The 1,840-nt window shown below is 60.9% G+C and carries 2 protein-coding genes; one reads left to right on the top strand and one right to left on the bottom strand.

The features are described from left to right. Positions 1-103: 103 nt before the first annotated feature. The gene (locus ACF8Q6_RS04445) at positions 104-1,018 is read right to left on the bottom strand and encodes a DUF808 domain-containing protein (protein ID WP_020192148.1); all 915 of its coding nucleotides are present in this window, start codon (positions 1,016-1,018) and stop codon (positions 104-106) included. 132 nt (positions 1,019-1,150) lie between these two features. Here ACF8Q6_RS04445 and ACF8Q6_RS04440 point away from each other — a divergent pair, with 132 nt between their 5' ends. After that, on the top strand, positions 1,151-1,762 hold the full coding sequence (locus tag ACF8Q6_RS04440; protein ID WP_014590197.1) for a TetR/AcrR family transcriptional regulator: 612 nt from the start codon (positions 1,151-1,153) through the stop codon (positions 1,760-1,762). Positions 1,763-1,840 lie beyond the last annotated feature (78 nt).

Genomic DNA, 1,840 nt, shown 5'->3' with positions numbered 1-1,840 from the left:
GGGCGAGTCCATCGATTACAGGGGCCGCACCGGGTTCAAGGCATACGCGGTACCTGGGGGGCGGGTTCACGCGCGAACCGGGGCAAAGCCCCGGCCAGGCGCCTCAATTGGCAGGTCTGAGCGCCCGCCACAACTTCCCCGCAGCACTGACCACCGCCAGCACCATGGCACCGGCCACAACCCCGACCCCAGCGTTGAGCAACGCCCCGGTCAGCGCCCCACCACGCCCTTCGCTGAACGCCTCGATGGCATGATGCAGCGGCTCGATGCCATGCACCAGGATCCCACCGCCCACCAGAAACATCGCCGCAGTACCAATTACCGACAGGCTTTTCATCATGTACGGCGCCGCGCGCAGGATGCCGTTACCCACTGCCTGAGTCAGCCTGGAGGTTTTGCGGGCCATCCACAGCCCAAGGTCGTCAAGCTTGACGATCCCGCCTACCAACCCATACACACCAATGGTCATGACTACCGCAATGCCCGACAGCACGATGATCTGCTGGGTCAGCGGCGAGTCAGCTACGATACCCAAGGTAATGGCGATGATTTCCGCCGACAGGATGAAGTCGGTACGCACCGCCCCCTTGATCTTGGCTTTTTCAAAAGCCACCAGGTCAACACTGGCATCGGCAACAGCCTCCTTGCGCGCCTCGTGCTGTGCCTCATCCTCTTCCTTGCTGTGCAAGAACTTGTGCGCCAGCTTCTCGAAACCCTCGAAGCACAGGAACGCGCCACCCAACATCAACAACGGCGTAACCGCCCAGGGTATGAACGCACTGATCAGCAACGCGGCCGGTACCAGGATCGCCTTGTTGACGAACGACCCCTTGGCCACCGCCCAGACGACCGGAAGTTCGCGATCGGCGCGCACGCCGGTGACCTGCTGGGCATTCAGCGCCAGGTCATCACCCAGCACGCCTGCGGTTTTTTTTGCCGCCACCTTGGTCATCAGAGAGACGTCGTCCAGCAGCGTGGCGATATCGTCGATCAGTACCAGTAGACTGCTTCCTGCCATGTTTGCTTGTATCCAAATAAGTCAATGTGCCGGATTCTAGCCCAAAGCCGCTGCCTTGAGCGCCCGTCGAGGCCGGTGCTACCATGCCCGATCCCCCTTAGAGGTGGCCAGACACGAGGAAGATCCCTGACCATGAGCACCATTCGCGAGCGCAACAAGGAATTGATCCTGCGCGCGGCCAGCGAGGAATTCGCCGACAAGGGCTTCGCCGCCACCAAGACCAGCGATATCGCGGCCAAGGCCGGCCTGCCCAAGCCGAACGTGTACTACTACTTCAAGTCCAAGGACAACCTTTACCGCGAGGTCCTGGAAAGCATCATCGCGCCGATCATGCAGGCATCCACGCCGTTCAATGCAGACGGCGACCCGAAGGAAGTGCTGAGTGCGTACATTCGTTCGAAAATTCGCATTTCGCGTGACCTGCCCCATGCGTCCAAGGTGTTCGCCAGCGAGATCATGCATGGCGCGCCGCACCTGTCACCGAACCAGGTAGAGCAGTTGAACGAGCAGGCCCGACACAACATCGAGTGCATCCAGCGCTGGATCGATCGCGGGCAGATCGCCCATGTGGACGCGCATCACCTGATGTTCAGCATCTGGGCGGCAACCCAGACCTATGCGGACTTCGACTGGCAGATTTCTGCGGTGACCGGCAAGGCCAAGCTGGCCGACAGTGATTATGACGCGGCGGCCGAAACCATCATCCGCATGGTGCTCAAGGGTTGTGAGCCAGAGGTGGCCTGACATGGCCAATGGGGACCGCATTCCACTGGGGCCGCACGCCCCTGTGGGAGCAACTGTCTTGCTCAATTTCTGAAAGCT

Source organism: Pseudomonas sp. GLN_2 (assembly GCF_043106005.1).
GTDB classification, from domain to species: domain Bacteria; phylum Pseudomonadota; class Gammaproteobacteria; order Pseudomonadales; family Pseudomonadaceae; genus Aquipseudomonas; species Aquipseudomonas alloputida.
Note: the sequence above shows the minus strand (reverse complement) of the source record. Positions and strands in the feature narration are given on the sequence as shown.

Excerpts from the sequence above, each read along its gene's own strand:
- ACF8Q6_RS04445 (WP_020192148.1), bottom strand. The coding sequence starts at position 1,018 with ATGGCAGGAAGCAGTCTACTGGTACTGATCGACGATATCGCCACGCTG.
- ACF8Q6_RS04440 (WP_014590197.1), top strand. The coding sequence starts at position 1,151 with ATGAGCACCATTCGCGAGCGCAACAAGGAATTGATCCTGCGCGCGGCC.